Annotated in this window: 29 protein-coding genes and 4 tRNA genes; 25 read left to right on the top strand and 8 right to left on the bottom strand. The window is 72.9% G+C overall.

The genetic code is table 11. The features are described 5' to 3' along the window. Positions 1-45 precede the first annotated feature (45 nt). The 7 genes from SM452_RS02815 (at position 46) to htpX (ending at position 7,452) form a co-directional block, all read left to right on the top strand. A complete protein-coding gene (locus SM452_RS02815; protein WP_120573060.1) occupies positions 46-636 on the top strand; it encodes a NuoI/complex I 23 kDa subunit family protein in 591 nt (196 codons plus the stop codon). Further along, positions 633-1,175 carry an NADH-quinone oxidoreductase subunit J family protein gene (locus tag SM452_RS02810; protein ID WP_194801447.1) on the top strand — a complete coding sequence of 181 codons (543 nt, stop codon included), beginning with the start codon at positions 633-635 and terminating at the stop codon, positions 1,173-1,175. The genes SM452_RS02815 and SM452_RS02810 overlap by 4 nt, the downstream gene beginning before the upstream one ends. Then, positions 1,172-1,537: an NADH-quinone oxidoreductase subunit NuoK gene (gene nuoK, locus SM452_RS02805; protein ID WP_194801446.1), complete on the top strand. Its 366-nt coding sequence runs from the start codon at positions 1,172-1,174 to the stop codon at positions 1,535-1,537. Before SM452_RS02810 ends, nuoK begins: the two co-directional genes overlap by 4 nt. Then, the gene (locus SM452_RS02800; RefSeq protein ID WP_355506113.1) at positions 1,534-3,459 is read left to right on the top strand and encodes an NADH-quinone oxidoreductase subunit 5 family protein; all 1,926 of its coding nucleotides are present in this window, start codon (positions 1,534-1,536) and stop codon (positions 3,457-3,459) included. The genes nuoK and SM452_RS02800 overlap by 4 nt, the downstream gene beginning before the upstream one ends. Beyond that, entirely contained in the window at positions 3,456-4,961 is a 1,506-nt protein-coding gene (locus SM452_RS02795; protein ID WP_355506116.1) for a complex I subunit 4 family protein, read from the top strand. The genes SM452_RS02800 and SM452_RS02795 overlap by 4 nt, the downstream gene beginning before the upstream one ends. Further along, positions 4,958-6,424 (top strand): NADH-quinone oxidoreductase subunit N, encoded by a 1,467-nt coding sequence (locus tag SM452_RS02790; RefSeq protein ID WP_194801443.1) that lies wholly within the window; start codon positions 4,958-4,960, stop codon positions 6,422-6,424. Before SM452_RS02795 ends, SM452_RS02790 begins: the two co-directional genes overlap by 4 nt. Before the next feature lie 149 nt (positions 6,425-6,573). Beyond that, positions 6,574-7,452, top strand: a complete 879-nt coding sequence (gene htpX, locus SM452_RS02785; protein WP_463839236.1) for a zinc metalloprotease HtpX — start codon at positions 6,574-6,576, stop codon at positions 7,450-7,452. Between the two features lie 100 nt (positions 7,453-7,552). On the opposite strand, the gene SM452_RS02780 is transcribed toward htpX, so the two are convergent. The 3 genes from SM452_RS02780 to SM452_RS02770 are packed head-to-tail and all read right to left on the bottom strand — an operon-like array spanning position 7,553 to position 9,338. Beyond that, on the bottom strand, positions 7,553-8,743 hold the full coding sequence (locus tag SM452_RS02780) for an MFS transporter (protein ID WP_463839235.1): 1,191 nt from the start codon (positions 8,741-8,743) through the stop codon (positions 7,553-7,555). Beyond that, positions 8,740-9,174 (bottom strand): DUF6065 family protein, encoded by a 435-nt coding sequence (locus tag SM452_RS02775; protein WP_463839234.1) that lies wholly within the window; start codon positions 9,172-9,174, stop codon positions 8,740-8,742. The genes SM452_RS02780 and SM452_RS02775 overlap by 4 nt, the downstream gene beginning before the upstream one ends. Then, the gene (locus SM452_RS02770; RefSeq protein WP_366625046.1) at positions 9,171-9,338 is read right to left on the bottom strand and encodes a hypothetical protein; all 168 of its coding nucleotides are present in this window, start codon (positions 9,336-9,338) and stop codon (positions 9,171-9,173) included. The genes SM452_RS02775 and SM452_RS02770 overlap by 4 nt, the downstream gene beginning before the upstream one ends. A 193-nt stretch (positions 9,339-9,531) precedes the next feature. Here SM452_RS02770 and SM452_RS02765 point away from each other — a divergent pair, with 193 nt between their 5' ends. Further along, positions 9,532-10,791 (top strand): MFS transporter, encoded by a 1,260-nt coding sequence (locus SM452_RS02765; RefSeq protein WP_262013105.1) that lies wholly within the window; start codon positions 9,532-9,534, stop codon positions 10,789-10,791. 4 nt (positions 10,792-10,795) lie between these two features. On the opposite strand, the gene SM452_RS02760 is transcribed toward SM452_RS02765, so the two are convergent. The 5 genes from SM452_RS02760 to SM452_RS02740 all read right to left on the bottom strand — a co-directional run bounded on the left by SM452_RS02760 (position 10,796) and on the right by SM452_RS02740 (position 14,681). After that, a complete protein-coding gene (locus tag SM452_RS02760) occupies positions 10,796-11,311 on the bottom strand; it encodes a hypothetical protein (RefSeq protein ID WP_463839233.1) in 516 nt (171 codons plus the stop codon). Next, a complete protein-coding gene (locus tag SM452_RS02755) occupies positions 11,292-11,798 on the bottom strand; it encodes a SigE family RNA polymerase sigma factor (RefSeq protein ID WP_463839232.1) in 507 nt (168 codons plus the stop codon). Before SM452_RS02755 ends, SM452_RS02760 begins: the two co-directional genes overlap by 20 nt. Before the next feature lie 65 nt (positions 11,799-11,863). Next, complete coding sequence (locus tag SM452_RS02750; protein WP_463839231.1) at positions 11,864-13,213, bottom strand: MFS transporter; 1,350 nt, start codon at positions 13,211-13,213, stop codon at positions 11,864-11,866. A 119-nt stretch (positions 13,214-13,332) separates the two neighbouring features. Next, the gene (locus SM452_RS02745; protein WP_194801436.1) at positions 13,333-13,776 is read right to left on the bottom strand and encodes a YunG family protein; all 444 of its coding nucleotides are present in this window, start codon (positions 13,774-13,776) and stop codon (positions 13,333-13,335) included. A 410-nt stretch (positions 13,777-14,186) separates the two neighbouring features. Continuing rightward, a complete protein-coding gene (locus SM452_RS02740) occupies positions 14,187-14,681 on the bottom strand; it encodes a YajQ family cyclic di-GMP-binding protein (protein WP_194801435.1) in 495 nt (164 codons plus the stop codon). 147 nt (positions 14,682-14,828) lie between these two features. On the opposite strand from SM452_RS02740, the gene SM452_RS02735 reads away from it, so the two are divergent. From SM452_RS02735 to SM452_RS02655, 17 genes are all read left to right on the top strand, one after another. Continuing rightward, positions 14,829-14,912 (top strand) — tRNA-Tyr (locus SM452_RS02735). 106 nt (positions 14,913-15,018) lie between these two features. Continuing rightward, positions 15,019-15,378, top strand: coding sequence for a hypothetical protein (locus SM452_RS02730; RefSeq protein ID WP_262013100.1), 360 nt, complete (start codon positions 15,019-15,021; stop codon positions 15,376-15,378). Positions 15,379-15,441: 63 nt separating this feature from the next. Further along, a complete protein-coding gene (locus SM452_RS02725) occupies positions 15,442-15,699 on the top strand; it encodes a hypothetical protein (RefSeq protein WP_463839230.1) in 258 nt (85 codons plus the stop codon). A 421-nt stretch (positions 15,700-16,120) separates the two neighbouring features. Continuing rightward, a complete protein-coding gene (locus tag SM452_RS02720; protein WP_162959301.1) occupies positions 16,121-16,258 on the top strand; it encodes a hypothetical protein in 138 nt (45 codons plus the stop codon). A gap of 50 nt (positions 16,259-16,308) precedes the next feature. After that, on the top strand, positions 16,309-18,831 hold the full coding sequence (locus tag SM452_RS02715) for a putative bifunctional diguanylate cyclase/phosphodiesterase (RefSeq protein WP_463839229.1): 2,523 nt from the start codon (positions 16,309-16,311) through the stop codon (positions 18,829-18,831). Positions 18,832-18,927: 96 nt separating this feature from the next. Beyond that, a tRNA-Thr gene (locus SM452_RS02710) sits at positions 18,928-19,000 on the top strand. A gap of 25 nt (positions 19,001-19,025) precedes the next feature. Then, positions 19,026-19,098: transfer RNA gene (locus SM452_RS02705), tRNA-Met, on the top strand. Positions 19,099-19,228: 130 nt separating this feature from the next. Further along, a complete protein-coding gene (gene rpmG / locus SM452_RS02700) occupies positions 19,229-19,396 on the top strand; it encodes a 50S ribosomal protein L33 (RefSeq protein ID WP_013288652.1) in 168 nt (55 codons plus the stop codon). A gap of 119 nt (positions 19,397-19,515) precedes the next feature. Continuing rightward, positions 19,516-19,962, top strand: coding sequence for a MaoC family dehydratase N-terminal domain-containing protein (locus SM452_RS02695; protein WP_194801432.1), 447 nt, complete (start codon positions 19,516-19,518; stop codon positions 19,960-19,962). A gap of 4 nt (positions 19,963-19,966) precedes the next feature. Next, positions 19,967-20,359: a MaoC family dehydratase gene (locus SM452_RS02690; RefSeq protein WP_262013098.1), complete on the top strand. Its 393-nt coding sequence runs from the start codon at positions 19,967-19,969 to the stop codon at positions 20,357-20,359. Between the two features lie 127 nt (positions 20,360-20,486). Beyond that, a tRNA-Trp gene (locus SM452_RS02685) sits at positions 20,487-20,559 on the top strand. Positions 20,560-20,772: 213 nt separating this feature from the next. Further along, complete coding sequence (gene secE / locus SM452_RS02680; protein WP_013288649.1) at positions 20,773-21,165, top strand: preprotein translocase subunit SecE; 393 nt, start codon at positions 20,773-20,775, stop codon at positions 21,163-21,165. Between the two features lie 35 nt (positions 21,166-21,200). Further along, positions 21,201-21,923 carry a transcription termination/antitermination protein NusG gene (gene nusG / locus SM452_RS02675; protein ID WP_194801430.1) on the top strand — a complete coding sequence of 241 codons (723 nt, stop codon included), beginning with the start codon at positions 21,201-21,203 and terminating at the stop codon, positions 21,921-21,923. Between the two features lie 187 nt (positions 21,924-22,110). Continuing rightward, positions 22,111-22,542: a 50S ribosomal protein L11 gene (gene rplK / locus SM452_RS02670; protein WP_013288647.1), complete on the top strand. Its 432-nt coding sequence runs from the start codon at positions 22,111-22,113 to the stop codon at positions 22,540-22,542. Between the two features lie 88 nt (positions 22,543-22,630). After that, a complete protein-coding gene (rplA, locus tag SM452_RS02665) occupies positions 22,631-23,347 on the top strand; it encodes a 50S ribosomal protein L1 (protein WP_135242081.1) in 717 nt (238 codons plus the stop codon). A gap of 82 nt (positions 23,348-23,429) precedes the next feature. Continuing rightward, entirely contained in the window at positions 23,430-24,314 is an 885-nt protein-coding gene (locus SM452_RS02660; protein ID WP_355506149.1) for an ABC transporter ATP-binding protein, read from the top strand. Further along, positions 24,311-25,000 (top strand): hypothetical protein, encoded by a 690-nt coding sequence (locus tag SM452_RS02655; RefSeq protein ID WP_355506152.1) that lies wholly within the window; start codon positions 24,311-24,313, stop codon positions 24,998-25,000. The genes SM452_RS02660 and SM452_RS02655 overlap by 4 nt, the downstream gene beginning before the upstream one ends. The last annotated feature ends 9 nt before the right edge of the window (positions 25,001-25,009 follow it).

Below are 25,009 nucleotides of genomic sequence, written 5' to 3'. Positions count from 1 at the left end.
GGGTGGTGGTCGCGCGCGCCCGGGCCACAGGGCAGGATGGGCGGCATGAGCGAGCACGGTGGAGTGCCCGGCGGGGGCCTGGTGAAGGGCCTGGCGGTCACGTTGAAGACGATGACCCGCCGCTCGACCACCCAGCAGTACCCGGACGTCGAGCCGGAGCTGCCGCCCCGCTCCCGTGGCGTGATCGCGCTGCTGGAGGAGAACTGCACCGTCTGCATGCTCTGCGCGCGCGAGTGCCCGGACTGGTGCATCTACATCGACTCGCACAAGGAGGAGGTGGCGGTGCCCGGCGCCGCCCGCCCCCGCCAGCGCAACGTGCTCGACAAGTTCGACATCGACTTCTCGCTCTGCATGTACTGCGGCATCTGCGTCGAGGTCTGCCCGTTCGACGCGCTCTACTGGTCGCCCGAGTTCGAGTACGCCGAGTACGACATCAAGAACCTGCTGCACGACAAGGACCACCTGGGCGAGTGGATGGCCACCGTGCCGCCGCCGCCGGCTCACGACCCGCTCGGCGACCCCTCCAAGGAGGAGACCACCGCCGCCCGGAAGGCGGCGGGTCCGTCGGCCCGTCCGGCTCCTTCCCGGGTACGCCCCGACGCCGCCACCGATCCGGGCGGAGGCGCTGCCTCATGACCGGTGCGGACGTCCTGCTGCTGGCGCTGGGCGCGGTGGCGGTGGGCGCGGGTGCGCTGGTGGTCGCCACCCGCCACCTGGTCCGGGCCGGGCTGTGGCTGGTGGTGTGCCTGGGCGCGCTGGCCGGTGACTACCTGGTGCTGACCGCTGAGCTGGTGGCCTGGGTGCAGGTGCTCATCTACGTCGGCGCGGTGGTGGTGCTGCTGCTGTTCGCGGTGATGCTGACCCGCGCGCCGATCGGCCCGTCGGACGACCTGGACCGGCCGGGCTGGGCCGCAGCGCTCGTCGGCGCGGGCAGCGGCCTGGGCCTGGCCGTGCTGCTGATCGACGCGTTCCGCTGGTCCCGGGTGGACCTGCCGGCCGCCGGCACCGCCGAGCGCATCGGCGAGCAGGTGTTCCGTTCCTGGGTGCTGCCGTTCGAGGTGCTGTCGGTGCTGCTGCTGGCCGCGCTGGTCGGCGCGATCGTGCTCTCCCGCCCCGACATCGGCCGCCGGCCCGTCGACGCCGCGCAACCCGCCGACGAGGGTGGGCGCCGGTGAGGCCGGTCATCCCGTACGTCACCGCCGCGCTGCTGTTCGGCCTCGGCGTGTACGGCGTGCTGCGCCGCCGCAACGCCGTCCTGGTGCTGATGGCGGTGGAGTTGATGCTCAACGCGGTGAACCTGGTGCTCGTCACCGCCGACACCACAGTCAGGGCCGTGCTGCCGCACTCCGGGCAGGTGTTCGCGCTGTTCGTGATCGTGCTCGCCGCCGCCGAGATCGGTGTCGGGCTCGCCATCGTGCTCCAGCTCTACCGGCTGCGCGCCAGCGTCACAGTCGACGACGTACCGCTCGACGAACCGGCGCCGGCGGTCGCGGTGGCCCCGGCCGAGCAGCCGAACGCGCAGGGAGCGGTCCGGTGAGCACGCCGACGCTGTGGCTTGCCGCAATCCTGCCCGCCGCGCCGCTGGTCGCCGGGCTGCTCGGCCTGCTGCTGCCGCCCGCCCCGCGCCAGGACCGGGCGTCGGCCCGGCGGACGGCGATCGCGCTGGGCGTGGCCGGGGCGGCCGTGTCGCTGCTGGCCGCGCTGGCGCTGCTGGTCCGCGTGGACGCGCCGGTCGAGGCGTCCACCACCTGGATCGACCTGGGCGGGCTGCGGGTCACGCTCGGCCTGCGCCTGGACGGCGTGGCGGTGCTCGTCGCCACCGCCGTCGCCGCCGTCGCGCTCGCCGTGCAGGTCTACTCGATCGGCTACCTGCGCCGGGGCCCGCACGACGACGTGGACGTCGACCACCGCTACCCGCCGTACGCGGCCCAGCTCAGCCTCTTCACCGCCGCCATGCTCACCGTGGTGGTGTCCGGCGACCTGATCATGCTGCTGGTCGGCTGGGAGGTGATGGGCGTCTGCTCGTACCTGCTCATCGCCCACGACCGGCGGCTGCCCGAGGCACCCGGCGCGGCGGTCAAGGCGTTCCTGGTCACCCGGGTGGGTGACGTCGGCTTCCTGCTCGGCATCGCGCTGCTCGGCGTGGGGGCGGGCAGCTTCCGGATCGCCGACGTGCTGGCCCACGACTACGGCACCGGCACGCTCACCGCCGCCTGCCTGCTGCTGCTCGCCGGGGTGGCGGGCAAGAGCGCCCAGTTCCCGCTGCACACCTGGCTGCCCGACGCGATGGCCGGTCCCACGCCGGTGTCCGCGCTGATCCACGCCGCCACGATGGTCGCCGCCGGGGTGTACGCGGTGGCCCGCCTGTTCCCGCTGTTCGAGCGCGCACCGGCCGCGCTCGCCGTGCTGGGCGTGATGGCCGCGATCACCATGCTGCTCGGCGCGTTCGCCGCCACCGCGCAGGACGACATCAAGCGGGTGCTCGCCTGGTCCACGGTTTCGCAGATCGGCTACATGACCGGCGCGCTGGCGGTCGACGCACCGGCTGCCGCGCTTTTCCACCTGCTCAGCCACGCCGCGTTCAAGGCGCTGCTGTTCCTCGCCGCCGGTGCGGTGATCCACGCCGTCGGCACCACGCTGATGTCCCGGATGGGCGGCCTGCGTACCGCCATGCCGGTGACGTTCTGGTGCATGGTGGTCGGCCTCGGCGCGCTCGCCGGCGTACCCCCGCTCTCGGGTTTCTGGAGCAAGGACGGCGTGCTCGCGGCTGCCGAGGCGGCCGCGCTCGACGGCGCCGGGCCGACCGCCGCCTGGGTCGGCTGGCTGGTCTGGCTGGCCGGGCTGGTCGGCGTGGCGGTGACCGCCTGGTACGCGACCCGCCTGCTACTGCGCACGTTCCTCGGCGCCACGCGCACGCCGCTGCTGCGCCCGCACGACCCGCCCGCGCTGCTGCGCTGGCCGGTGCTGCTGCTCACGGTCCCGGCCGCGCTGCTCGGCCTGGCCGCGTTCGCGCAGTGGTTCGCCGACCGGCTGCGCGTGCCGGGCGACGACACCGGCGAGGCGGTCGAGTTGGTGCACCTGGCGCCGAACCTGATCCTGCCGTTCCTGCTGCTGCTCGCCGGTGCGGGCGTCGCCTGGGCGGGCTGGCGCCGCGATCCGGCCGCCGACCCGGCCCGCTTCCTGGGTCCGCTGCGGCCGGTCTTCGCCCGGGCGTTCCGGCTCGACGACGTCCAGCACACAGTCGTCGTACGCCCGGCGGGCGCGCTGGCGCGGGTCGTGCGTACCGGTGACGAACTGGGCGTGGACGGCCTGGTCGAGGGCACCGGCCGGACGGCGGTCGAGGTGGGCGGAGGCCTGGCCGCGCTGCACCGGGCGGCGCTGCCGCGCGCGGCGGCCGGGGTGCTCGCGGGCGCGCTGCTGATCGGCCTCGCGGTCGCGCTGATCGGAGTGACCTCATGACGTTCGGGCAGGTGCTGCTGGTCGCCGTGGTGGCGGTGCCGGCGCTCGGCGCGCTGGCCACAGCCGCCGTGCCGGGTGACCGGGCCGGCCGGGTGGCAGGCACCGCTGCCGCCGCGCTGACGCTGCTGGCGACGCTGCCGCTGGTCGGCGGCGACCACGGCTGGTTCGGGTACGGGCCACGTCCGGCGGTGCAGCCGTGGCATCAGCTCGACGTGCCGTGGGTGCCGGGGCTCGACCTGCGCTTCCACCTGGGCGTGGACGGCATCTCCTGGCCGCTCGTGGTGCTGACCGCGCTGCTCACGCTGCTGTGCTGCGCGTACACGCTGTGGCGGGTGCCGCCCGGCGGCGGCAGCGGGCGGGCGCTGGTGGCGCTGCTGCTGGTGGTCGAGGTCGGCATCCTCGGCACGTTCCTCGCGCTCGACCTGGTGTTGTTCTTCCTGTTCTTCGAGGTCGTCCTGCTGCCGATGTACGCGGTGATCGCCGGCTGGGGCGGCGCGGACCGTCGCCGGGCGGCCCGCAAGTTCGCGCTCTACACGCTGTTCGGCTCGGTGCTGCTGCTGGTCGGCGTCTACGTGGTGGTGTCCGCGGCGGGCACCGCCGACCTGGTCGCGCTCACCGGCGGTGCCGGGCTGTCCCGGGGCACCCAGCTCGCCGCGTTCACGCTGCTGGCGCTCGCGTTCGCGGTGAAGAGCCCGCTCTGGCCGCTGCACTCGTGGCTGCCCGACGCGCACACCCAGGCGCCCACAGTCGGCAGCGTGATCCTCGCCGGGGTGCTGCTCAAGATGGGCACGTACGGGCTGATCCGGGTCGCCGTGGGCGTCGCCCCGGAGGGCGCCCGCTGGGCCGCGCCCGTGCTCGGTGTGCTCGCCGTCGCGGCGATTCTGATCGGTGGCCTGGTCTGCCTGGCGCAGGATGACCTGAAGCGGCTGATCGCGTACTCCAGCGTCGGGCACATGGGCTTCGTGCTGCTCGGGGTCGCCACGCTCACCGCCACCGGGATCCAGGCCGCGCTGATCGGCAACATCGCCCACGGCGTCATCACCGGCCTGCTGTTCTTCCTGGCCGGGGCGGTAAAGGACCGCGCGCACACCGGCTCGCTGGCCGAGTTGTCCGGGCTGCGGGAGACCGCGCCCCGGCTGGCCGGGCTGCTCGGCTTCGCGGCCGTCGCCTCGCTGGGGCTGCCCGGCCTGGCCGGGTTCTGGGGTGAGGCGTTCGCCGTGGTCGCCGCCGTGCAGCGGGGCGGCCCGCTCTGGCTGACGCTTGCAGTGCTGGCCGCGCTGGGCGGGGCGCTCACCGCCGCGTACTTCCTGCGGCTGCTGCGCCGGGTCACCCACGGGCGGCCCAGCCCGGCGGTGGCGGGGCTCGCACCCGGGCTGGCCGGGGCGGAACTGACCGCCTGGGCGCCGCTGGTGCTGCTCGCGCTCGCGGTCGGCCTGGCCCCGGCGCTCGTGCTGTCGTACGCCTCCGGTCCGGTTGAGGCGCTGCTGGGGGTCGTCCCATGAGCCTGGTGCAGCCTGTCGACAACCTGGCGATGCTGCCTGCGTACCTGGCCGCCGGCACCGCCGTCCTGGTGCTGCTGGTGGATCTGCTGGTGGCCCGGCCCGCCGTCACGGTGGCGGTGGCGGCGCTCGGCGCGGCCGGTACCGCAGCCGGCGCGGCACTGGTCGGGGCGGCCGGTGAGCGGCGCACGTTCTGCGTGGGCGCGGACTGCTCCTGGGTGTGGGGTGGCCGGGCCGCTCTGGTCGGGGCGGTGATCGCGCTGCTCACGCTCGGCGTGCTGGCGCTGTCCGGCCCGCTGCTGCGGGCCGGGCGTACCCCGGTCGGTGAGTACTGCTTCCTCCTCGCCTGCGCGATGACAGGCGGCGTGGTGCTCGGTGCCGCGGGCGACCTGATCACGCTGATCGTGGCGCTGGAGACGCTGACGCTGCCGCTGTACGTGCTGGTCGGCCTGCGCCGGGGCAGCCTCGCCGGTGCCGAGGCGGCGGTGACGTTCTTCGTGGTCAGCGTGGTCGCCACCACTGTGACGCTGCTCGGCGCGGCGCTGCTCTACGCGGTCACCGGCACCCTGCACCTGGACCGGCTCGGCACCACCCTGGCCGCCCGCGACGACCTGACCGACCTGCCGCTGACCACGGTCGCGGTGGCGCTGGTGGTGGCCGGGCTGGCGTTCAAGGTCGCCGCCGTGCCGTTCCACGCCTGGGCCCCTGCCACGTACGACGGCGCGCCGCTGCCGGTGGCCGCGTACCTGTCGACCGCCTCGAAGCTCGGTGGTGTGGTGGCGCTGCTGGCTGTGGTGCAGCGTGCGCTGCCGGGTGACCTGACCGGCCCGGTGCTGGCGGCGCTGGCGGTGCTGACCATGACCGTCGGCAACCTGGTGGCGCTGCGTCAGCGGCGTACCGTGCGGTTGCTCGCCTGGTCGTCGGTGGCCCAGGCGGGGTACATCCTGGCTCCGCTGGGCGCGCTGGCGCTGGCCGCGGGCCGCACCGGCGACGCGCGGGCGGCCGCGTACGCCGCAGCCGTCGCGTACGCGATCTTCTTCGTGCTGCTGGAGCTGGCCGCGTTCGCCGCGGTGGTGGCGTTGCGCCCGGCGGACGGCGACGGCGGCACGCTGGCCGACCTGCGCGGCGCGGCGCGGCGGCACCCGTGGGTGGGCGGCGCGTTCGCGCTGGCGCTGATCGGGCTGGCCGGGCTGCCGCCGGGCCTGGCCGGGCTGTTCGCCAAGGTGACGGTGGTACGCGCGCTGCTGGCCGGGCACGCGGGATGGCTGGCGCTCGTGGTGGCGTTGAACGCGGTGATCGGCCTGGCGTACTACCTGCGGGTCACCGCGTCGCTCTACGCGACGCCGACCGGCGTGGCGACGGTCCGGCCCGCCCGGACCGTGGTGCTGGCGCTCGGAGTGGCCACGGTCGCCGCGGTGGTGATCGGTTTCGCACCGCAGCTCGTGCTGGACGTGGCGTCGCGCTGACCGGTTCCTGCCCGGATGGGCGACCGCTTCAGCCTGCGCACAGCAACATCCAGCCAACTTTCAGCCATGAGCCGGATGGTTGACGGGTACCGGTGTGTTGAACCGGTCAGCGGGCCTCCCGCAAGGGCCCGTGCACCGAAGGAGAGATCGTGCATCACAACCGTCTCAAGACCGCAGCGCTGCTCGGCCTGTTGACCTCGCTGATCCTCGCGATCGGCTACTGGTTCGGCGGTAGCGGCGGTCTCGTCATCGCCGTCGTCGTGTCGTTGCTGATGAACGGCGTCACCTACTTCTACTCCGACAAGCTCGCACTGCGCTCGATGAAGGCGCAACCGGTCAGCGAGGCACAGTTCCCCGAGCTGTACCAGATGGTGCGGGAGCTCTCCACGCAGGCCGGCAAGCCGATGCCCCGGCTCTACGTGAGCCCGACCGCGCAGCCCAACGCGTTCGCCACCGGCCGTAACCCGGAGAACGCGGCGGTCTGCGTCACCCAGGGCATCGTGGAGATCCTCGACTACCGGGAGCTGCGTGGCGTGGTCGGCCACGAGCTGTCGCACGTCTACAACCGGGACATCCTGATCTCCAGCGTGGCGGCCGGCCTGGCCGGCATCATCACCATGCTGGCGAACCTGGCCTGGTTCATCCCGCTGGGTTCCTCGGACGACGAGGACGGCCCGAACCCGGCCGTGCTGCTGCTCACGCTGATCCTCGGCCCGATTGCCGCCACGGTGATCCAGCTCGCGATCAGCCGGAGCCGGGAGTTCCAGGCCGACCAGTCCGGCGCCGAGCTGAGCCGCGACCCGCTGGCCCTGGCCAGCGCCCTTCGCAAGATCCACATGGGTACGCAGGCGCGTCCGCTGGCGCCGCAGGGCCAGCTCGCCAGCACCGCGCACCTGATGATCGACAACCCGTTCAAGCGGGGCGGCGGCATCGCCGCGATGTTCGCCACCCACCCGCCGATGGAGCAGCGGGTGGCCCGCCTGGAGCAGATGGCCCGCAACTCCGGGCCGGTGCAGTTCCAGCGCTGACCCGCGTGACACGACGCCGCCCGCGTCCACCCGGACGCGGGCGGCGCTGTGTCTGGGCCCTGCCGTCAGATCCGGCCGGGCAGCCCGGTCCGGCCGGGCGTCAGGACGCGGCCGGCTCGGGGAGCCGGTCCGGCCGGGCGGCCAGCACCACGGCGAGCAGCACCACCCCCGCCGCCAGGTAGGCCACGGCCGGGCCGAGCAGCACGGCCACGCCGCCGAGCAGGAAGATCCCGACCCCGGAGAGGACGATGTTGCCGGCCACGATCGTCGCCTCCACCTGCCCCATCCGCTCCCGTGGCGCCAGCCGCGCGAACGTGGCCTGGGCCCCGATCAGCCACCCGCCGCCCGCTCCGACGAGCGCGTTCGCCACGGCGAGCGCCCACGCCGGGGCGTCGAGGGCCACCAGCAGACCGGCCAGCAGCAGCGCGGCGCCCAGCGCGCTCGCCGCCACCACCTGACCGGTCACCCGGGCCAGCCAGCCGCGCCGCCCCACGACGAGCACGAACACCGCGCCGCCGAACGACGACGCCGCCAGCACGACCGGCCGCCATCCGCCGGCAGCCAGATCCGGGGCGAGCGTCTCCGGCAGCCCGCCGGACAGGACTGTGGCCAGGGTAAGCAGCGCCACACCCCGCAGCACCGGATGGGCGGCGATGATCCGGATACCGGCGGTGGCGGGCGGCCGTGGACCCCGGTGCTCCTGCCGGCGTACCGGAAGGCCGGCGAGGATCGCCGCCGCGAGCAGGAACGAGACCAGGTCGATCACGAGCGCCACCCGGGGACCGAGCGCCACCGTCACACCGGCCCCGGCGAGCAGGCCGACGACCTGGCCGCTCTGGTTGGCGAACGCGGAGAGCCCGAACAGCGGCAGCCGCAGCGGCGGCTCCACCGCCTCGGCCGTGATCGCCACGTGCACGCTCGCGTACGCGGCCCGGACCGCTCCGAGCAGCCCGGCCGCCACGATCGCCGGCACCGGCTCGGGCACCGCAGCCGGTACGGCGATGAGCACCGCGCCGGCCAGCGAGAGCCAGACCAGCATGGTGCGCCGGGCCGGCACGTCCAGCCAGCCGCTGAACACCGTCGCGACGAGCAGGGCGGGCACCGTGCGGGCGGCGTACACGGCGGCCGGGCCGAGGACCGAGTCGGTCTGGTCGTACGCGAGCAGCAGCAGGGCCGCCAGCCCGACGAAGTCGCCCAGCTCGGAGACACCCCGGGCGACGAGTAACCGGGCGGCGACCGGATGCCGGAACAGGGCCCGGTAACCGGGCGCGGGCGTCGCGGTGCCGGTCATCGATCCGACGGGTCCGTTTCCTCGACGCCGACCGGCTCGTAGTCGGCCCGCTCACGCAGGCGGCGGGCCTGCTCCCGCCGGTAGCTGCTGCGGATCTGCGGATCCTGCCGGCGGCGGCGCAGCGCCACCAGGTCCTCCCACAGGTCGTCCGGCCACTCCGCGATGCCCTGCCCGGTGACCAGCTCGGCCTGCCGGGACGCCGCGAGCGTCGACCGGTGCACCGGCTGGAGGCACATCAGGGGGATGTTCCGGTAGAGCCGCACCACGTGGCCCGGCTCGGTCAGGCGCAGGATGGTCGGCAGGAACGACGTGTACCAGTCGGTCTCCACCACGCCCTCGTAGAGCTGAAGGCCGCGCTGCGCCGGCCAGTTCGGCACCCCGCGCGCCAGCAGGCACCAGCCGGGGGAGGTGCGGGCCACCACCCCGGTCACCATCTCGATCGTGTGCGGGGCGCGCGGGCCACCGGTGGGCACTGCTGGACCGCACGGACCGGCAGTGAACCCCGGAGGGTGGCGGACGCGGGCTCGGCGGGCCGGGCGTCGCCGTACAGCGAGTAGATCTCGACCCGTAGCGGCGCGACAGCCATGCCGCTCATCCGACCTCCGATCACGGCGGCGGCCGACCCGCCGTAGGCATGGACTCCGTTCGATCACCGAACCTACTCGTTCCCGGCGGGTAAGGCAGCCCCGCGCCGGCAGCCCGATGTGACCGACTCGACCACCGCCCCGCCCAGCAGGAGCGTTAGGGTCGAAGGCTGACTCACTCATTACTTCCCGGAGGTGCACACAGTGGCCGCACTGCGCCAGTACCAGGGCGTCTGGCGGATCCCCGGCGCGCCGATGCTGCTGGTTCTCGGCATCATCGGCCGGCTCGGGATCGGCATGACCCCGCTGGCGCTGCTGCTCGTCGTCGAGCAGGTCACCGGCCGGTACTCCCTGGCCGCCGTCGCCGGCGGCATCTACGCGCTCTCCGGCGCCGCGCTCAGCCCGGTCGCCGGCCGGATCGCCGACCGGGTCGGACCCACCCCCGTCCTGCTGCTCACCGCGGTCACCCACCCGCTCGCCCTGATCGGGCTGCTCGTCGCCACCCGCTCCGACAGCGGCAACCTCGGGCTGATCTACCTGGCCTCGGGTGTCGCCGGAGCCACGTACCCGCCGCTCACCGCCGCGATCCGGGGCGCCTGGAACGACCTCACCGCCCCCGCCACCGGCCGGGCACACCTGCGCAACACCGCGCTCGCCGCCGAGACCACCCTCTTCGAGGTCGTGTTCGTGATCGGCCCGCTGCTGGTGGCCGGCTTCGTACTGTTCGCCGACGCCTCCGCCGCGCTCGTCGGCGCCGCCGTGGTCACCCTTGTCGGCACCGCCACCGTCGCGCTCGGCCGGGTCATGCGCGGCTGGCGCCCGCACCCCCGCGAGCACCACGCGCGGGGCCTCGGCCCGTTGCGGCTCGGCGGCTTCCCCGCGCTGCTGCTCTGCGTGGCGAGCCTCGGCATCGCGTTCGGCGCCTCCGGCGTCATCGTCCCGGCCTTCGCCGGGAACTCCGGCGCCGACGACCCGGAGAGCCTGGCCGGCGTGCTGCTCGCCGTCTGGGGCATCGGCAGCGCCATCGGTGGTTTCTGGTTCGGCGTACGCAAGCCCGCCGCCAACATGACCCGCCAGTTCGCCTGGCTGCTCGGCACCGTCGCGGCCAGCTTCGCCGTCTTCGCGGTGATGCCCGGCCCGGCCGCGCTCGGCGTCGCGCTGGTGCTCGGCGGCGCGGCCATCGCCCCCGCGCTCACCCTGGAGAACACGCTCGTCGGGCGGATCACCCCGGCCGGCATGCTGAACGAGGCGTACACCTGGGTGGTGACCATGTCGGTCGCGGCGAGCGCCGCCGGCGGCTCGATCGCCGGCCTGATCATCGACCACGCCGGCGGCGTCTCCTGGGCGTTCGTCTTCGCCGGGGTGGCGGTCGCCGTCGGGGCCGCGGTCGCCGCGCTACCAGGCGGCCCGATCGCCCGGGCCGAGGCCACAGCGGTACGCGCCGAGCAGACGCTCGCCGCCTGACCGCTCACCCGCCGGCGGTCACCACCCGCTCCACCCCGGGCAGCTTCTCCACCGCGGTCCGGATCGGCGCCGGGTCCTCGCCCTGCGCCAGCAGCAGCGACAGGACGACCCGTCCGTCGGCGTCCGGCCGGGCCGCGGCAGTGGTGCCGCGGCAGCGCAGCCCGGTGTCCCCGCGCGCCTGCCCGATCCGGTAGTCGACCTCGCCGATCTGCGGCGCGCCGGCATCGGGCCGGAAGACGACGTCCAGCCGTACCGGAGGGTCGGCCTGACACGCGGCCGACGCCGTGGCGGACGGGGTGGCCGCGCTGCCGGCGGCCGGCATCGGCGTCGCCGGTCCGGACAGCGCCGCCATGCTCGCGGCGCCGCCGGTGACCGTCACCGCGGCCACCCCCGCCAGAACCGCGGCCCGTCGCCGGCTCCTGGCGCGCCCCCGTGCGCGCACCTCGGCCGCCGGGCTGAGCCGCAGCCCGGTCATGTCCTGCTCCAACTCCCGCAGAGCCTCACCAATGCGTGCCGACATCGACTTCCTCCTTGTCGTCGGTCAGTAGAACGGCGAGCGCGGCGCGGCCCCGGGACAGGTAGGACTTGACAGTCCCCTCCGGCATGCCTGTGCTCCGGGCGATCTCCGCCACCGGCAGGTCGTGGAGGTGGTACAGGACGACGACCAGCCGCTGCGCGTCGGGCAGTCTCCGTAACGCCGCCAGCAACGCCACCCGGTCAGGGTTTGGCCCGGGTGCCGGAGTCTCCCGGCCCAGCCGGGCCCGCGCGGCGAACCAGCGCCGCAGGCCGCGCCACCGGTTGGCCGTCAGGCGCCAGACCACCGTCCGCACCCAGCCCTCCGGATCCTCGTACGCCCCGACTGCCGACCAGCGCTGCCAGGCCCGCGCGTACGCCTCCTGCGTCACGTCCTGGGCCTCGGCCAGGTCGCCGCAGAGGGCGTAGACGTGGTGCACGACCCGCCGCGCGGTCGCCGTGTAGAAGGCGTCGAAGTCCTCGGGGCCGTCCATGCCCACCTCCCGTATCCGCTCTCACCACTCGACACCCCGATGCGGCTCCGGCGGTTGCACCCGGATCAGGTCGCTCCGGGTCGTACCCGGTCTGGCGCGTCCACCCGTGCGGACGGGGCGTGCGGTCCGGGCTGGTCGTGCGGGCCCGCCGGCCCGGTCCGCTCCGTGTTCTGCGCTCCGGGGCGGCCGGGGCGTGCGGCGGTCGTCGCGGCGGCCAGACCCAGGGCGAGGATCGTCACCGCGCACGCCAGGAGCGTGGGGCGTGCCCCGAAGGCGGCGGTCGCCGGACCGCCGAGCATCGTGCCCAGCGGCACCGCCAGCACGGTGACCGCGCCGTTCGCAGCCAGCACGCGGGGGAGGTCGACGGTGCCGGCGCGGCGCTGGAACAACGCCGTCGCGGTCGGCTGGTAGGGCGCCCAGACCAGGCCGGCGAGCGCGAACGCGGGCAGCGACAGGACGACCGGCGCGCCCAGGCCGAGCGGGAGCAGCGCGGCGCCGAACAGCGCGACGATGCCGGCGAGCGTGGTCCGCAGCGGCCATCCGCGCAGGTGGCCGGTGAGCAGCCCGCCGAGCAGCGAACCGACGCCGAACGCGGTGTAGTAGGCCGCGAGCGTCCCGGCGGAGGCGTGCATATCGTCGGTGACGTGCACCGGCATGGCGACGTAGAACGGTCCGAAGAGGAAGAAGAACGCGAAGGTCAGCGACAGCAGGCCGAGCAGTGACCGGTCCCGCCCGATGATCCGGAATCCCGACGTACGCGACGGTCCCGCCCCGGCCGGGGCTGCTCGGTCACGGACAGCGGCGGCTTCTCGGTTGCGGACGACCAGGCGGTAGCTGGCGGCCAGCACGGCGAAGCTGACCGCGTCGACGGCGATCACCCACACCGCGCCGGCCCAGGCGATGAGAAGGCCGGCCAGCGGCGGGCCGACGATCGTCGCCGCCTGGCCGAACACGCCGAGCAGCGCGTTCGCGGCCAGGTGGTGCCGCTGCGGCAGCAACTCCGCCACGAGCGTGAAGCGACCGGCCGACCCCCACGGGTGCAGCAGCGAGGACACCGCGAGCAGGACGACGTAGAGACGGACGTCCAGCACCCCGGCGAGGTGGGCGGCGGGGATCGCCCCCAACGCGGCGGCGCGCACTGTCGCGTCCCAGCCGGCGAGCTGGGCCCCGCTCCGGCCACCCAGCCACCGCCCGAGCAGCACCGTGCCGGCCGCCCCCGGCAGCGTGTACGCCGCCACCGCGAACGCGGTCCAGGTGCCGCGCTGCCCGGCCGGGGCGAGTTGCAGAGCCAGCCACGTCACCGCGACAAGGGCGAGCCCGTCACCGAGAGCGGATGTCGCGAGCCCGGGGAGCAGCCGGCGCAGGACCGGTTGACCGAGCACCGGGCGATAGGGGAGGAGCATCGCGGGGGTCATGGCTCCCACCCGACCTCATACCCGGCCCGTACCCCAAGGAAGTCGCCTGACGGCAGAAGAGGCCGTGGCGGTCCGGCCCGCCGGTCGTGGCCGGACCGCGGTCTGTCGCGACGTCGCCGTCACGGTTGAGCAGGTCGCGTTGATTCGCCGCCGTAGAGGGCTGCGAAGACGCGGTGCCGCAGGATCTCGTACTGCCGGCGGCATCGCCCAGGTGGGCCCGGCGGGCGTTGCTGGACCTGACCGCCGACGACGACTTCCGGCGGCTGGAACTGGTCAGCTGTCAGGTCGACCTCGCGGCCGTCGGCCAGTCGATTCCAGTAGTGGTAGCCGATCTTGGCGTCCCCGGCGAGGACCTCGCCCAGGATCAGTTCTCCGCCGAGCAGGTCCTGAATGATCAAGGCGGTCACTCCGCATTGACCACGGGCCGGGTTGCCGGCGTGCCAATCCCGCACATCGTGTGGGTCGCAGGTATCCGCTCCCCAGCCGCTGCGCAGCACCGGCCGCAGCATCTCCAGGTCGATCGCGAGCGGGACTGATGGTTGGGCGCGCTCTTCGGACGTCATCCAGGAAGGGTCGGCCCTCGACCGGGTCGAGAGTCAAGAACATCCCCGCCTCGGGTTCCGGCCTACCGAACGGCGCCGCCAGCGGGCTCGCTCATCTAGCAGTCTGGCCCGGGTGCTGCTGTTCGAGGCGGATCGCAGCGATGCTCGCGCTGAGGCGGAAGCTGCCCGCGCTGAGGGCAGCGAGGCTGCGCGCGAACCGCCGTACAGCAAGCGGTGATCCAATCCGCTAGCCGAACGTGGATGATCCCCGCATCGCCTTTATTCATGGTTGCCTAAGCGGGTGGGTGCGAGGCCGCCGCCCGGCCGTCGGTCGTCAAACACGAGTGACGAACGACGACCGGTGGCGACGAGGCCGGCCCGCGAGGCCAGACGGCGTGACCTATGCCCTGACCTGCCAGGGTGGTCGAGCCTTACCTGTAGTTGGTGAACTGGAGCGCCAGCCCGAAGTCCTCGCCCTTGAGCAGGGCGATGACGGCCTGGAGGTCGTCCTTCTTCTTACCGGTGACGCGGAGCTGGTCGCCCTGGATCTGCGCCTGCACGCCCTTCGGGCCTTCGTCGCGGATCTTCTTGCTGATCGCCTTGGCCTTGTCCGAGTCGATGCCCTGCACCACCTTGGCGTCGATCTTGAAGATCTTGCCCGACTGCCTGGGCTCGCCGGCGTCGAGCGACTTCAGCGAGATGTTCCGCTTGACCAGCTTTTCCTTGAAGACGTCCAGCGCGGCCCGGACCCGCTCCTCGGTCTCCGCCTGGAGGCTGATCGCCTCCTCTCCCGACCAGGTGATCTCGGCACCGGTGCCGCGGAAGTCGAACCGCGTCGAGAGCTCCTTCTCCGACTGGCGGAGGGCGTTGTCGACCTCCTGCCGGTCGACCTTGCTCACGATGTCGAACGACGGGTTCGCTGCCATGCTCATGCTCCTGCTGTCCGGCGGTATGTCCTGGTCCGTCCCGCGCTGACCAGCGTGGGACCTCCTGACGGTACCCGGTTGCGGCAGTGCCGGGGGCAACCGCTATCCTTGCTTCCGCCGCCGCGTTGCGACGCGGTGGGGTGCCCTGGCGGGTTGCCCGAGCGGCCAATGGGAGCGGACTGTAAATCCGTCGCGAAAGCTACAGAGGTTCGAATCCTCTACCCGCCACCAGGTGCAAGAACGGCCCCGTGAGCTGCGGAAACGCGCTCCGGGGCCATTCTCGTTCAGGCCGTGCGGCACTCGCCGGCCCTGTCGGCTTGCGCCGTTAAGCTGAGCCATGATCGAAGCGGGCAGCCGCATGCGCGGTCAAGCGCCTCCGCCGGCCGTCGTCTTCGAGGCGCTGACCGAGCCCGACCGCGATCCGGCACGCCCGTGGCTGCTGTTGCTCGACGACGAACAGCGACCGCAGATCCTGCGCCGCGAACGCCCGAACCTGGTCGTCTGGTCATCGCTGTGGTCGAAGCGCCCCGACGCGCAGGTGCGCTTCGATCTCGCGTCCGACGGGCATCAAGGCACCCTGCTTCGGTGGACGCTGCTGCTCGCTGAGCCTCTACCCGACCCCTCGCTGCTCGGGCATCTGCGTAAGCGGCTGAACGAGCTGATCAACGCGAATCTGCGGTACACCTTCGGCCAGTAGCCGCGCGACCGGTTCGCCGGGCCGCGTCCTCCGGCGTACGGGCCGGTAGATCGATACTGGGTCGTGGATCACGATGAGGTTCGGGTGCTGGCGACCGCTGAGTTCACCAGACGGATGCGCGCGGGCAAGCCCCGAGGCGGGTTCCAACTCGACGACTGGCAGATCTCCGAGCCGTACGAAGCGCAGGTGCGAGGACTCCGCGGAACGGAGCGCTTGCTGGTCGTCGACTTCGTCCCCCGTGGCGAAGCCCGAGCCCGGGGACACTTCAAGCTCAGCGTGGCGGTCGACCCGGACGCCGGCGTGGCGGACATGCTCAGGTGACGTACGCCGAGACGCTGGAGGCCCCTGGTGTGCCCACTGAGCGGTTCCGGCGTGAATGAGGGAATCATCCTCTGGCGTTCATGACAGGGGCAGGTATGGTGGTCAATGCCCGCGGGTCCGGTGGCAAGCCACCGGACGGATCGGCCGAGTCGAGCCGGCCGGGCGACCCGGGGTTGGTGGTGTGGGGTTTCGCGTGACTTGATCCCCTTCGTGGGTGAAGGTGGGAATCCGCAATGGACGAAGCGGCTGACGTCCCTTCACCCCCATGACCTGGCTGCGTGTCGTGGGTAGCCGGGCCGAACGGCGGAACCTGACAGCTACTCGGGCTGGGCGGGTCCTCTCCGCTTTTCTGCTCCCCGGCGTTGTGGCACGATCGGGAAACCTTCACCATCCCTGTGGCAATCTCCCGACAGGAGCAATCATGTCTGGTCGAACGCTGGGCCGGCTGTTTGGCTCGCTCCTCGTGCTCGCCGCCATCGCAGGCGCCTTCGGCATCATCCCCGGCACTGGTAGCGCGCAACTCGCCGACATCGTCTGGACGATGGACGCCCCACGCTGAATCATCGAGCCGTCCGCCGCCCGGCGGACGGCGTCTCGGGTAGGAGGGGCATGGCAGGCCAGGGCCGACCTCGAAGGTCGACGGAACGTGCCTGGCTCGTCACTGCCCCTCTGGCTCTGCTGGCGGTGGTCTGCAGCACCTGCATAGCCCTGGTGGCGGACCACCCGTTCGGTAAGTGGCCGCTCGCCTTCGTGTTCTTCGTCGTCATGGCGGGGATCAGCTTCGCGGTGCTGAACGTCTACGTCCGGCGCCAGTCGGTGGGCGTGACGCTCACCGAGGTGCCACTCATCGTGGCGCTCTACTTCCTGCCCCCGTTGAGTGTCGTCCTGATCTACACACTCTCCGTGCTGATCTGGAGTGCCTCGCACCGCTTCGGTGCGGCGAAGCTCTGGTTCAACGTCGCCAAGGCCGCCGCCGCGACCTCGCTGGCCGGCCTCGTACTCCTGGCGCTGCCGCCGCTGAAAAATGTCGGACCGGGGACGTGGGGCTCCCTGTTCCTCGCCGTCTGCGTCGTGACGCTGGTCAGCCTCGTGAGCGTGGTCGGCGTGCACGTGCTGCTCCAGGGCTGGCAGGCCGGGCGGGACGCGCTGCGCAGCATGCCGACCGCTCTGCTCACCGCCGCCATCAACGTGGCGATCGGTCTGCTCGTCCTGATCGCCCTGAAGACGACGTGGTGGTCGGCGTTGCTGCTCGCCGCCCTCTTCAGCGGCCTGGTCCTGGTCTACCGCTCCTACTCCCAGTTCTTCCGGCAGCACCGGACGCTGGCCGGGATGTACGAGCTCACCCGTCTCCTCGCCTCCGGCACCGAGCGGTCGCTCGCGGACATCCTGCTCGACCGGGTGCGCGCGCTGATGCAGGCCGAGTACGCGACGCTCTGGCTGCCCGCCCAGGGGCGGCATCCCGAGGTGCTGCTCACCGCCCGGGTGGACACGCCGGGCCTGCTGGACCTGGCGCCCACCCCGGCGAGCCTGCGCCAGCAGGTGCACAAGAAGGGTCGTACCCTCTCGATCGGCCGCTGGCTCGGCGGAGATCCGGCGTTGCGGCAGGCCGCGGGGGAGGAGCGGGTCAAGGACGCCATAGTGGTGCCGCTGCGCTCCGGTCAGGCCGTGATCGGCACGCTGGAGGTGACCAACCGGCTCAGCGACATCGGCCACTTCGCCCCCGGTGACATCCCCGTCTTCGAGACGGTCGCCGCGCACGCCGCGGTGGCGCTGGAGAACTCCCGCCTGGTCGACCGGCTGCGGCACGACGCCGACCACGACGCGCTCACCGGCCTGCCCAACCGGCGGCGCCTCACCTCGTCGGTGGCGGAGGCGGTCAAGATCCGTGCGCCGGGCGAGGTGGTGGCGCTGCTGCTCTTCGACGTCGACCGGCTCCGCCAGGTCAACGAGTCGCTGGGCCACGCCGCCGGTGACAAGGTGCTCATGGAGGTGGCCGAGCGGCTGCGCGCGTGCGCGCCCTCCTCGGCGCTCGTCGGCCGGGCCGGCGGGGACGAGTTCCTGGTGACGCTCCGGCTGGAGAGCACCGAGGCGGCCCTGGAGCTGGCGGCCCAGTTGCGGGAGCAGATCCGCGACGAGATGGTCTTCGACTCGCTGACCCTGGACGTCGACACGGTCGTCGGGGTGGCCGTCCACCCGGACCACGGCAGCGACGCGGTGGCCCTGCTGCAACGCGTCGACCTGGCGGCCACCGCGGCCAAGTCGGTGCCGGGCAGCGTCCAGCTCTACAGTCCGGCGCTGGAGTCCCGGTCGCTGCGCCGGCTCGGTCTCGCCGGCGACCTGCAACGGGCGCTCGACGAGGGCGAGCTGGAGGTCTACTTCCAGCCCAAGGTCACGCTGCGGGACCGCCGCCTGGTGGGCGTGGAGTGCCTGGCCCGGTGGGAGCACCCGGCACACGGCAGCGTCGCCCCGGACGACTTCGTGGCGGTGGCCGAGCACACCGGCCAGCTCGGCCGGCTCACCGAGTTCGTGCTCCGGGAGAGCCTGCGGCGCAGCCGCGACTGGAGCCACGGCGAACAGCCGCTGTCCGTCGCGGTCAACCTCGCCGCGCGTACGCTCACCGACCAGCACTTCCCGGCGCTGGTACGCGACCTGCTGGCCGAGTACGGCGTACCGCCGCAGCGGCTGACGCTGGAGGTCACCGAGGCGGGCGTCCTGGACGGCACCGAACGTCCCATACCGACCCTGCGCAGCCTCCGTGACCTCGGTGTCCGCCTCTCGGTGGACGACTTCGGCACCGGTAACTCGTCGCTGGCGCAACTGCGCCGGCTGCCGGTGCACGAGGTGAAGGTGGACCGGTCGTTCGTGCAGGGCATGGCGACCGACCCGGGCGACCTGGCGATCGTCAACGCGGTGGTGACGCTGTCCCAGCAGTTCGGCCTGGCGGTGGTGGCCGAGGGCGTGGAGAGCGAGCTGACGCTGGAGCTGCTCCAGGACATCGGCTGCGAGATCGGCCAGGGCTTCCTGTTCAGCCGCCCTCTGCCGTACGAGCGGCTGGAGGCCTGGTTCGGTGCCCAGGTCGACCCGGAGACGGTGGTCGCGGGGGAGCTGCCGCGCCTGCGAGTGGTGCCCTGACCAGGGCGGACACGCACCTGGGGGATCCGATTTCACCTGCGCGACGCGGTCGTGTACTGTTTCCTCTGCGCGACACCCCCCGGGGTGATCGGGCAGGCCCCCTTAGCTCAGTCGGCAGAGCGTCTCCATGGTAAGGAGAAGGTCTACGGTTCGATTCCGTAAGGGGGCTCAGAGGGTCCGGCTGGACCCGCCACGGCGGTGTAGCTCAGATGGCAGAGCAAGCGGCTCATAATCGCTGTGTCGCCGGTTCAAGTCCGGCCACCGCTACTCTCGTCCTCCGGGCCCAGCCCGGTGGCCGGTGGGACGGGCGCCACAGGCGCCCACTTTGCATGTCCGCGTCGTCAGCGCGTAGGCTGACACGCCGTAGTTGTTCCGTGAGCGAGGAAGGCACTCCGCCGTGGCGAAGGCGACCGATGTTCGGCCGAAGATCACTCTGGCGTGTGTGGAGTGCAAGGAGCGCAACTACATCACGCGTAAGAACCGCCGTAACGACCCGGACCGCATCGAGCTGAAGAAGTTCTGCCCCCGGGACGGCAAGCACACCGTCCACCGCGAGACCCGCTGACCGCTGCCGGCGCAGCCGGTTCGCAGCAGCTTCTCGAACGCCGATCCACCTGACGGGTGGCCTCCGGGCCGCCCGACCGGGCGGATCGGCGTTCGTGTTTTCCGTGTAGGTTCGGCGGCATGTCCCTGGACCCGTCCTTCGTCGGCCGGACGTACCCGCCGACCGCCCCCTATCAGGTGGGCCGAGAAAAGATCCGCGAGTTCGCCACCGCCGTCGGTGCCACCGACCCGGCCCACCACGACCCCGAGGCGGCCCGGGCGCTGGGCCACCGCGACGTGGTGGCACCCCCGACGTTCCCCGTGGTCGTCACGATGGCGGCGAACCGGCAGGTCGTCGAGGATCCGGCGCTCGGCGTCGACTACAGCCGTGTGGTGCACGGCGACCAGCGGTTCGCGTACACCCGGCCGGTGGTGGCCGGGGACGAGCTGGTGTGCGTGAACACCATCGAGGAGGTCACCACCCGGGGCGGGCACGGCTTCCTGACCACCCGCACGGACGTGAGCACCGTGGACGGTGAGCCGGTGGTCGCCGTCTGGTCCAAGATCGTCGTACGCGGAGAGGGCTGAGGACATGGAGCTGCCCACCCAGACGTACCGGGTGACCCGCGCGGACCTGGTCCGCTACGCGGGCGCCTCGGGCGACTTCAACCCGATCCACTGGAGCGACCGCACCGCCACCGGCGTGGGTCTGCCGGGCGTCATCGCCCACGGCATGTTCACCATGGCGCTGGTCGGCCGGGCGGTGGCCGGCTGGGCCGGCGCGCCGGACGCGGTGGTCGACTTCGGCGTCCGGTTCACCCGCCCGGTGGTCGTCCCGGACACCGACGAGGGCACCGAGATCGAGGTGTCGGCGGTGGTCAAGGAGGTCACCGATGCGGGCCTGACCAGGCTCGACATCACCGCCACCTGCCAGGGTGAGAAGGTGCTGTCGCAGGCTCGGGCTCTGATCCGCACGACGCGCTGAGGGTTCGCCCGACGCGCGAGGGGCAGACCGGTTGGGAAAGTCGCACGACTACCCGTACACTGGTCCGCCGTGGGGCAAGTGACCCCCGCTCGGCACAGCGTGTCCGGGTGGAGGTGAGTTGCCGCACAGGGGTGTAGCTCAATTGGCAGAGCAGCGGTCTCCAAAACCGCAGGCTGCAGGTTCAAGTCCTGTCACCCCTGCGCCTCAGGCCTGACCGTTCCGTGGGTCGCGCCGCCCTCACCGGCGGCGTCCGGCCCGTGGTGGTGGCACCGGTGGGGTGGTTCCGAGGCGTTCGGGCCCTCCCGGCCGGTCCGCCGGCCGCGGCCCGTCGCGGGACGGTTGGTCCGGCCGGCGTGACCAACACGCCGCGCACGCCGCCCGGCGTGCGACCCCATACCCGCACGGAGGGCGAAGTGGCCGAGAGCAAGCGCCGCGGCGAGGACGACGGCGACGAGCGTCTGAACGACGACGCGACCGTCGACGACGTGGCCGACGACGACGCCACCGACGCGGACGAGCCGGTCGCCCGGGGTGGCACCGCGACCCGCAAGCGGGCGCAGGCCGAGCCGGCCGAGGGCCGGAAGACCCGCAAGGACACCGAGCGGATCGGGCTGTTCGCCCGCATCGCGCGGTTCTTCCGCGAGGTCGTGGCCGAGCTGCGTAAGGTCATCTGGCCGACCCGCAAGGAGCTGCTGACCTACACGGCCGTGGTGGTCACCTTCGTGGCGGTGATGCTGGCGATCGTGGCCGGCCTGGACTACGGCTTCGCCAAGGCGGTGCTGTGGGTCTTCGGCGAGTCCAGCTGACCTGCGGACAGCGATACTGACGGAAGTGAGCGAGCGTGCCTGAGTACGACGAGACCGCCGGAACCCCGGACGACCAGTCCACGGTGGCGACGGCGGCCAACAACGAGTCGGTCGAGGCCGCCAGCGAGCCGGAGTTCCCGACCACCGAGCCGGCCCCGGACGAGGACTTCGACCCGGTCGCCGAGCTGCGCCAGAAGCTGCGCTACGCGCCCGGCGACTGGTACGTGGTGCACTCGTACGCCGGCTACGAGAACAAGGTCAAGACCAACCTCGAGACCCGGATCACCTCCCTCGACATGGAGGACTTCATCTACCAGGTCGAGGTGCCGACCCGGGAAGAGGTCGAGGTCAAGAACGGCAAGCGGTCGCAGATTCAGGCGAAGGTCTTCCCGGGCTACATCCTGGTCCGGATGGAGCTGACCGCCGAGTCCTACTCCTGCGTCCGGAACACCCCGGGGGTCACCGGCTTCGTCGGCGCCACCGACCGGGCCGACCGGCCGGCGCCGCTGAGCCTCGACGAGGTTCTCAAGTGGCTGGCCCCGGCGGTCGAGACCGAGCAGAAGAAGGCCAAGCCCGAGGTCAAGGTCCTCGACTTCGAGGTCGGCGACTCGGTCACCGTCACCGACGGCGCGTTCGCGTCGCTGCCGGCGACGATCAGCGAGATCAACGCCGACCAGCAGAAGCTCAAGGTGCTGGTGTCGATCTTCGGCCGGGAGACGCCGGTCGAGCTGAACTTCAACCAGGTCGCCAAGATCTGACGTACGTCGGCACCGGCGGCCCGCCCCTCCGGGGGTGGCCGCCGGTGCGCCGTTTCGCCGCCCGCCGACCTCGGCGCGGAGGGTGGCCGACGGCTGCGCTACCCTAGAACGTCGGCTGTCCGCACCGTGCTGACCGTGCGCGCCCGCGGACCGGCGAGAATCCCAGTTCCAAGCCCCAGGAAGAGACATGCCTCCGAAGAAGAAGCTCGTCAAGACGTTCACGCTTCAGCTCCCGGCGGGCCAGGCCACCCCGGCGCCGCCGGTCGGCCCCGCGCTCGGCCAGCACGGCGTGAACATCATGGAGTTCTGCAAGTCCTACAACGCGCAGACCGAGTCCCAGCGGGGCGACATCGTCCCCGCCGAGATCAGCGTCTACGAGGACCGCACCTTCACCTTCGTGCTGAAGACCCCGCCCGCCGCCCGGCTGCTGATCAAGGCCGCCGGTGTGCAGAAGGGCTCGGGCGTCCCGCACAAGGAGAAGGTCGGCTCGGTCACCCGCGCCCAGCTGCGCGAGATCGCCGAGAAGAAGATGGCGGACCTCAACGCCAACGACATCGACCAGGCCGAGAAGATCATCGCCGGCACCGCCCGGTCGATGGGCCTGACCGTCGCCGACTGATCTCGCTCCACCGCTCCACCCGATCTTTCTGTTCGTGGGAGGGCCGCGCACGCCGCGCGCCCGCCAGAGACCACAGGAGTCACCAGAAATGCAGCGCAGCAAGAGCTACCGCAAGGCCGCCGAGGTCATCGACCGGTCGAAGCTCTACACCCCCGTCGAGGCCGTCAAGCTGGCCAAGGACACCACCAACACCAAGTTCGACGCCACGGTCGAGGTCGCGATGCGCCTCGGCGTCGACCCCCGCAAGGCGGACCAGATGGTCCGCGGCACGGTCAACCTGCCGCACGGCACCGGTAAGACCGCCCGCGTGATCGTCTTCGCCGCCGGCGCGAAGGCCGAGGAGGCCGTCGCCGCGGGTGCGGACGAGGTGGGCACCGACGAGCTGGTCGCCCGTATCCAGGGCGGTTGGCTGGACTTCGACGCGGCGATCGCCACGCCCGACCAGATGGCCAAGATCGGCCGGATCGCGCGGATCCTGGGCCCGCGCGGTCTGATGCCGAACCCGAAGACCGGCACCGTGACCATGGACGTCACCAAGGCCGTCTCGGACATCAAGGGCGGCAAGATCACCTTCCGGGTGGACAAGCACTCCAACCTGCACCTGATCATCGGCAAGGCCTCCTTCTCGGAGAACCAGCTGGTGGACAACTACGCCGCGGTGCTGGACGAGGTGCTGCGGGCCAAGCCGTCCGCGGCCAAGGGCACCTACCTCAAGAAAGTCACCCTCACCACCACGATGGGCCCGGGCGTCCCGGTCGACCCGAAGGTCGTGAAGAACTTCCAGGAGGGCTCGGCCGAGGGCTGAGCACGCGTACTCCCGGACGGGGCCCCGCCACCACGACGTGGCGGGGCCCCGTCCGTCTGTCCGGTGTGGCACGCTCGGGCGCATGCGGCTCGACGGCGTCTGGCTCCGCTACCACCGGCACGGCCCGTGGGTGCTGCGGCAGGTCGACGTAGCGATCGGCCCGGGTGAGGCGGCGGTGGTGCTCGGCCGCAACGGCGCCGGCAAGTCCACGTTGCTCCAGCTCGCCGCCGGGGTGCTGCGCCCGGGCCGGGGCCGGGTCACCGACCGGCCGCCGGTCGTCGGCTGGGTGCCGGAGCGCTTCCCCGCCGACCAGCCGTTCACCGTCGGGGCCTACCTGTCCGCGATGGGCCGCGTCGCCGGCCTGCCCGGTCCCGCCGCCGACCGGGCGGTGCACCACTGGGTGGAGCGGCTGGGCCTGACCCGCTTCCACGACGTACGCCTGCCGCGGTTGTCCAAGGGCACCGCGCAGAAGGTCGGCATGGCGCAGGCACTGCTGCGGCCGCCCGGCCTGCTGGTGCTCGACGAGCCCTGGGAGGGGCTGGACGCCACCGCCCGCGAGGCGGTCCCCGAGATCATCGGCGAGGTGCTGGCCGGCGGCGGCGCGGTGCTGGTCAGCGACCACCGGGGCGAGACGGTCCGGCTCCCGGGCGCCCGGCACCTGTCGGTCACCGACGGCACGGTGACCGAGGAGGCGTCGTCGGGCGGCGCGGCCGTCGCCGTGGTCGAGCTGGCGGTGCCGGCCGCCGGGCTGGCCGCCGCCGTCGCCCGCCTGCGCGCCGACGGCCACCAGATCCTTCGGGTACGCGAACCCGCCGTCCCGCCCCCGGCCACGCACCCGGTGCCGGCCTCCGCCGGCCCGTCGGGCACCGGCGGATCGGCCGGCGCGTCCGCCGCCGGTTCCCCGGACCAGGCCGCTGCCGAGGGGGACTCTGCCCGGCCCGGGCCGGCGCCGGAGGTGACCAGGTGATCGCGCTGGTCCGGCTGCGGCTGGCCGGCTTCGTGCGTACCGGACGGGCGCTGGCACCGGTGCTGGCCGGCCTGCTCGTCCTCGGCGTCCTCTACGGCGGAGGCCGGGCCCGGCCGGCGGAGGCCTACGGCGTCTCCGCCGTGGTGCTGTTCCCGGTGCTGGCCTGGCAGACCAAGATCCTGCTGGACGTGGAACCCGACGTGCAGCGCCGGATCGCCCGGGTGGTGGCCGGCCCGGCCCGGGAACGGGCGGCCGGGCTGCTCGCGGCGCTGGTGGCGGGGCTCGCCGTGGTGCTGCTCGCGCTGGCGCTGCCGTGGCCGCTGGGCGGTGTCACCGCTGCCGTCGGGCCGGGGGAGCGGCCGGTGCTCGCCGGGGTGGCCCTGGGGCTCTGGGCGCACCTGCTCGCGCTGCCGGCGGCGGTGGCGCTCGGCGCGCTCGCCAGCCGGGCGGTGACGCGCAGCGCCGGCTACGGGGTCGCCGTGCTGGTCACCGGCGCGGTCGGGGTCGTGGTGCTCGGGCTCTCCGGCTCGGTCGTGCCGTGGCTGGCCCCGCCGGTGATGGCGACCGCGCGGGCGCTCACCGGGCCGGTCGCGGCCGGGGAAGGCCTGCTGCTCACCGGCTGGGCGGCGCTCTGGGCGGCGGTGGCGCTGACCGGCTACGCCTGGGCGCGGCGTGCCCGGGCCTGAGCGATGGGT

Source organism: Micromonospora sp. SYSU B005 (genome assembly GCF_055362685.1).
The sequence above is the reverse complement of the archived record's forward strand: the minus strand, read 5'-3'. Positions and strand labels throughout refer to the sequence as shown.